Below are 5558 nucleotides of genomic sequence, written 5' to 3' on the forward strand. Positions count from 1 at the left end.
CTTATAGCCCCGAACTGAATCCGGATGAGTACTTGAATAATGACATCAAGAACAACGCATCACAAAGTCATCGACCGGCCACGAAGAAGGAGCTGCAGGAGAACGTGCGATTCTATCTTCGTGTGACACAGAAACGACCGGACATAGTCAGGCGGTTCTTCAAAGCTCCCAAGGTCGCCTATGCCGCCTGAATGTGTCTATAATAAAATGACCCCATTAATAACACTGTGCAAGAAATATATCCCTATTTGTGAGGAAAAATCAACCAATAATCGGCTCTGACCGGAGCGACCAAATATCTCAGGTTGCGATCGAGTCCAGTCAACATCCTCGCTCCTCCAATAAAAAGCAAATGCACCGCTCCATGAAGATTTCTCAAGTTCCTCACTATCACTGTTCGGCTTGGAGTCAGTTACATCAGTCGTTAATGAGGCTCGTTGTGATTGCTCGGTCGCCTTTATCTTCCAAACACCACGACGAACTTGCACAACAAGGGATCCATATCCCTCTTTTCTCAAATGAGTAAGCAAATCTCTATTTAGGGTAAGGCCTGGCGTTAACCCTTTAGTATTCTTCAGGCCGCGAATAATGACCTCGCCCGCGATTTTGTCGTAATGTCGTTCCTTACCATCGGAAAGGATACTTAATGCTGCCTCGAGCCAGTTCATAGACAATCCTTACACTGTTTCCAACTGCAAACGCCCAATCTCTTCAACCGGCATCCGGCTGCTAAGATCGAGCAACTCAATCCCGACGACTCTTCCTTCGGAGTCGAAGTCCAGTATGACGCCCGGCTCAACTTCCTCAGACTCGACAATTCTCGTCTCGTCCAGCCTGAGATAAAGTGCGTCATCAACCTTATCAATTCTAAGTCTCATCTCTCTCTCTTGATGCGACGGTCGAAGAAAATGGTAACGATCTGCGGAGGCTCAACTCGTTGGCTGACTACAACTCTTAGAATTCGCCCCCCAAATTCCGGTATTCTTGCCATATAATGCAAGTTTCCCTCCGGTCCCATCTCAGTCCAATCAGGATGTTTCAATGTTTGCACAACCCAACTGCCTTCCAATTCACGCTCAATGACACGGATTCCGCGTGATGTGTAAGTTGAAAACCTGCAATTTTCATCTAAAAATTCAACGCAAACAGCCTGACAAATCCGTCCGACAAACGGCCAAAAAAGCCGCCGCCCCCCGCCATCGACGCAATCGTCACCAGCACCGATCCAAACAGGATCGAGCCCATTGCAAGAGCTTTTCCGACATCCTGTCCGCGCAATGCCGCAATCGCCCGGGCGTCCTTTGAGAGGTAGGCCGACGCCGCGAAAAGTTCCTCCCCGATCAGCGTATAGTCACACGCTGCTACAAAGAACGGTAACTGCGTCGGCATAGCCGTCCCGGCAATCTGGATCGCGCCTACATGGTTGCCGGTCTCAGCTAGAATAAGCGACTCGGCAAAGAAGGCTCCCAAATAGAAGCAGGCCGCCGGCCGCTCCCGCACCATAATCCCGTCTACGGCGGCAACATAGCCGAACTGTTCGTCGGTGACGTAGTGGACGATGGAGTCGTTATAGAAGTCGGGCCTTCCGACCGACATATACGACTCCTTGACGACTTCCCGCCCGTTCGACATCACCAGCGACCGCGAGACCGGCACGTCGAGCCGCGTCTCATACTGCGCGGTCATCTTCGCCACCGACCCGAGGATCGTCAGGCCGGCGATGGTCTGAACGTCGTCAAGGTCCTGAATTCCGGGCACAAAGAGCACTGACCGGCCCATTTCGGTGGCTCGCCCTACCGCTTCATCGACTGCCTGCAGCCCGGCTATCCTGCGTATATACATCGTCCCCCGACCAGCCAGCAGCGTGTAGTAGATCACTGCCACTATGACCAGCAGCGCAATCACCAACAGGTTGATCTTGCGCATGTCGAACCAACTCTTTTCGCTCGCGAGGTTCATCGCCGGCATCGACTCGAGGATCATCTGCAGCGCGACGGCGCGTACCATATAGTGATACTTTGACCCGTCGACAAGCCCATCATCGGTGAAGGTCGTAGTGCTGCCATCGACTGTCCCGGCCAGTTTCCAGCCGGCTTCTCCAGCCGAAGTCCGATAGATCCGATACTGCTCGAACGTGTTACTCGATTCGTGCATCGTCCACTCGAGTTCGATCCGCCCACCACCATCGTGGGGAACGTCCTTCCCGGTGAGCGACTTGAAGCCACCGGCATGCGCCACCGGCGCTTCGGTCATGGCGCTGCCGAGCATCGTGCCATCAGCCCATGCTTCAAGCCGGTAGTGCATCGTCATGAGCCCCGGATCCGCGCGATCCTCGAACTTTCGGGCTTCGCCCGGCAGATCGAAGACCGCCGCCGTATCGCCCATCAGGCCGAACCGGATAAGGCGGAACGAAAGCCTTTCCGGAGGCGTGCCGCCGAAGCCCCAGTGGAGTTCCATCCGGGTCATAATGCCGGGCGTCGTCTCGCCGGAGAAGCCGGTGACCAGCGAGTCCGCCCCGACCACGCGAATGATCGGAAGCAGACTCAACACGATGATAATAAGAAGACGTTTCATAGGGAATGAATTTATCTCAACACCGAGGACACCGAGATTAGTGAGGTTTTCCCCTGTTCTCTGTGCGCTCTCTGTTCTCTTTGTTAAACTTACTTCTCGATCACTATTGCCTTGCTCACCGCCTGCCCACCGGCTTGCAAATGCAACTGATACCATCCCGCGGGCAGGGCGGAGCCGTCCAATGTAAGTACTTCCCTTCCTGTCCCCATCCACCCCGCCGGCGCCAGGTCCCGGACGACGCGCCCGAGGGGGTCGATGAGGAGTAACGATACCTGTTTGCCGCTATTCATAGCGGCATTGCCCCAATGAATTGGGGCAAACACCACCGTCGCCCGCGAGTTGAACGGGTTAGGGAAGACATTGAGCGTAATGTCCGAAGGTGTATACGCTGGGTCGGGTTCAATGCTGTTTTCGGTCTCGCGGAATTTGAAGAGCCAGGCATCTCTCTCTTGCGCGCCGAACGAGTAAGTCATTCCAGCAGTAACAAAGCTTGCATTACCTGTTGAGGCAATACTCCACAGTCCATCATGGCTCTCTCCACCAACGATTTGTTCCCAATTCTCCTCTCCAATTTCATTAGTTCCGACTAAATAAGCATTAGCAAAACCATCTTGACCATTAGTCCAACCGACAACAATAAAACCCGCTTCAGTCAACACACAATTGCTATAATGATTCCGTCTATCTTGATTCCGAAGATTAGATCTCCAAACGGAATTGAATTCGCGATCAATTCTCATTATCCAACTGTAGCCAATATTCTCATTTTCGTCAATATGTCCTCCCAGAAGAGTGTAGCCATCTGGTGAGGAAATGATGTCATATAAATACAAATCACCGTTAGCCGTGAAATCCCGTGCGATGTCGTATTGGCCATTCTCTTGGAATTGCACTAAGTTGCCAACAGAATCAAGGAAGTCGTTTCTAACTTCTCACCACAAAGAACACCAAGAGCACATAGTCTTCCTGGTGATCTTGGTGTGCTTGGTGCTAATATCGCTTGGATTCGGCACAGTGCCTCACACCTTCCTCCAGCGACAGGAACGTCGCGTCATAGCCAGCCTCCCGAATCTTCCCCATCACCGCTTCGGTGTGGTATTGATACTTCTCTCGCATGTCTTCGGGCATATCGATGTATTCGATATTGACTGGAACGTCCATCGCCGCGCATACCGCACTTGCCAGATCGTTCCAACTGCGCGCCTGTCCCGCTCCGCAGTTGAAAATGCCGTTAACCTCCGGGTTTTCCAGCAAGTAAAGTGTCATCGCCACCGCATCTTCGACATAGATGAAATCCCGCACCTGTTCGCCGTCGGCATACTCAGGCATGTAGGACTTGAAGAGCCGGATCCGACCAGTTGCCTGCACCTGCTCGAATGCCTTGTTCACTACCGACCGCATCTCGCCCTTGTGATCCTCACCCGGGCCAAAGACGTTGAAGTACCGAATTCCTGCCACCTGTTCCAACGCCCCCGTCTCCCATGCCCAGCGGTCAAAGAGCAGTTTTGACTTGCCGTAGAGGTTAAGCGGCACCAGATGCGGGATAAGTGAGTGATCGTCGGAATACCCTTGTGACCCGTCGCCATAGGTCGCTGCGCTCGACGCATAGACAATTCGCACCCCCCGTCTCAGGCACCACCGGCACAACTCCTGCGAGTAGCGGAAGTTGTTGTCCATCAGATAGTCCTCGTCGGTCTCGGTCGTCGAACTGCACGCGCCCATGTGAATAACCAGCCGGGCGTCGTCGAATGCGCCCCCTCCCAACCGATTGCGGAAGTCAGCCTTTTCAATGTAATGCCGGAATCGCAGCAATTCAAGGTTCGCTTCCTTACCGGGGTGGTTCAAGTGATCGACGACGATAATGTCGTCTTCCCCGCGCCGGTTGAGCGCCTTCACTACATTGCTGCCGATGAACCCGGCGCCTCCGGTTACGATGAATTGCATCTCAGTTCCCTCTCCGGTAGCCGACCAGACGTGCCCAAACCGACCCAAAGTAGAGCCGGCTTTTCATCAGGACCGGCATCCGGTATTCGTCGTCGGTCAACCAAACTTGCAGCGATCCCTCGCGGCGAAAGATGCCCGACGACTGAAGGAGCGGCTCGACCACTAAACAGTCGAACGTCCCGGCTGGAGCGTCGATCCTTTCCCGGCCCAGGACTCTGACTTCGAGGTCATATGTCTTGTCGATGTCGTGCACGGCGATAAGGACCGACTGGCCCGGGATTAGTTCCCTGCGGCGAACCTCGTAGAAAGCGGTCAGAATATCGACCACGCCCGGCTTGACACTAAGAGTTTCCGGCGGATGGCTGGCTTTGCGCTGGAGCAATGCCAGACTATCGGCCGGCTGGTAGGTGACGACCTTGTCGTCCTTCCACCTGCCTTCGCGGAGCCGTTTCACATAGCGCCGCGACTGCCCGCCGGAGGTGTCGCACCACGCCTCGATACGGTCGCGTACCTTATACATTAGATCGACGGTCGGCGTCGAGCGCGCTTCGCTTACCAGTTGAAAGCAAGTTTTACCTTCGACTTCCTCGATAGACTTGATCGACATGTTCGCTTCGCCGCCAAGGATGAACTCAAAGTATATCTTGAAATCGAGCCGTTCTCCTACAGCGTACGGTGCAGCAGATGGCTCCCCCCATAGCGATGCGGGCATTAAAATCATCATTATCATCATCATCATCACAGATATTAGCATCAGTAAGAATTCTCCCCCTTGATGACCGCTGCCAGGGTAAGCGCCAGTATTTTCAAGTCGAACCAAAGCGACCAGTTTTCGACATAATAGCGATCGAACTTTGTCCGTTCCTCGATCGGGGTGTCACCGCGCAGCCCATTGACCTGAGCCCAGCCGGTCAAGCCGGCGCGAACGCGGTGCCGCTCGTGATAGCCTTCGATGCGCTCGGCGAACTGAGTGACGAATTCCGGGCGCTCGGGACGCGGTCCAACAAGGCTCATGTCACCTTTAACCACATTAAGCAGTT

The 5558-nt window shown here is 54.0% G+C and carries 8 protein-coding genes; all 8 read right to left on the reverse strand.

Annotated elements, in window-relative coordinates:
• Positions 1-197 precede the first annotated feature (197 nt).
• Positions 198-668 carry a hypothetical protein gene (locus tag FJY67_11105; GenBank protein MBM3329995.1) on the reverse strand — a complete coding sequence of 157 codons (471 nt, stop codon included), beginning with the start codon at positions 666-668 and terminating at the stop codon, positions 198-200.
• A gap of 9 nt (positions 669-677) precedes the next feature.
• On the reverse strand, positions 678-878 hold the full coding sequence (locus tag FJY67_11110; GenBank protein MBM3329996.1) for a DUF2283 domain-containing protein: 201 nt from the start codon (positions 876-878) through the stop codon (positions 678-680).
• Positions 875-1090 (reverse strand): DUF4258 domain-containing protein, encoded by a 216-nt coding sequence (locus tag FJY67_11115; protein ID MBM3329997.1) that lies wholly within the window; start codon positions 1088-1090, stop codon positions 875-877. The genes FJY67_11110 and FJY67_11115 overlap by 4 nt, the downstream gene beginning before the upstream one ends.
• Before the next feature lie 38 nt (positions 1091-1128).
• Complete coding sequence (locus tag FJY67_11120; protein MBM3329998.1) at positions 1129-2574, reverse strand: fibronectin type III domain-containing protein; 1446 nt, start codon at positions 2572-2574, stop codon at positions 1129-1131.
• A gap of 89 nt (positions 2575-2663) precedes the next feature.
• Complete coding sequence (locus FJY67_11125) at positions 2664-3467, reverse strand: T9SS type A sorting domain-containing protein (protein MBM3329999.1); 804 nt, start codon at positions 3465-3467, stop codon at positions 2664-2666.
• 97 nt (positions 3468-3564) lie between these two features.
• Positions 3565-4518, reverse strand: a complete 954-nt coding sequence (gene rfaD / locus FJY67_11130) for an ADP-glyceromanno-heptose 6-epimerase (protein MBM3330000.1) — start codon at positions 4516-4518, stop codon at positions 3565-3567.
• A gap of 1 nt (position 4519) precedes the next feature.
• On the reverse strand, positions 4520-5272 hold the full coding sequence (locus FJY67_11135) for a DUF3108 domain-containing protein (GenBank protein MBM3330001.1): 753 nt from the start codon (positions 5270-5272) through the stop codon (positions 4520-4522).
• On the reverse strand, positions 5272-5558 hold a 287-nt coding region (locus FJY67_11140; protein MBM3330002.1), incomplete at its 5' end, for a sugar transferase. The genes FJY67_11135 and FJY67_11140, both read right to left, overlap by 1 nt.

It is taken from the genome of Calditrichota bacterium (assembly GCA_016867835.1).
GTDB lineage: Bacteria > Electryoneota > AABM5-125-24 > Hatepunaeales > Hatepunaeaceae > VGIQ01.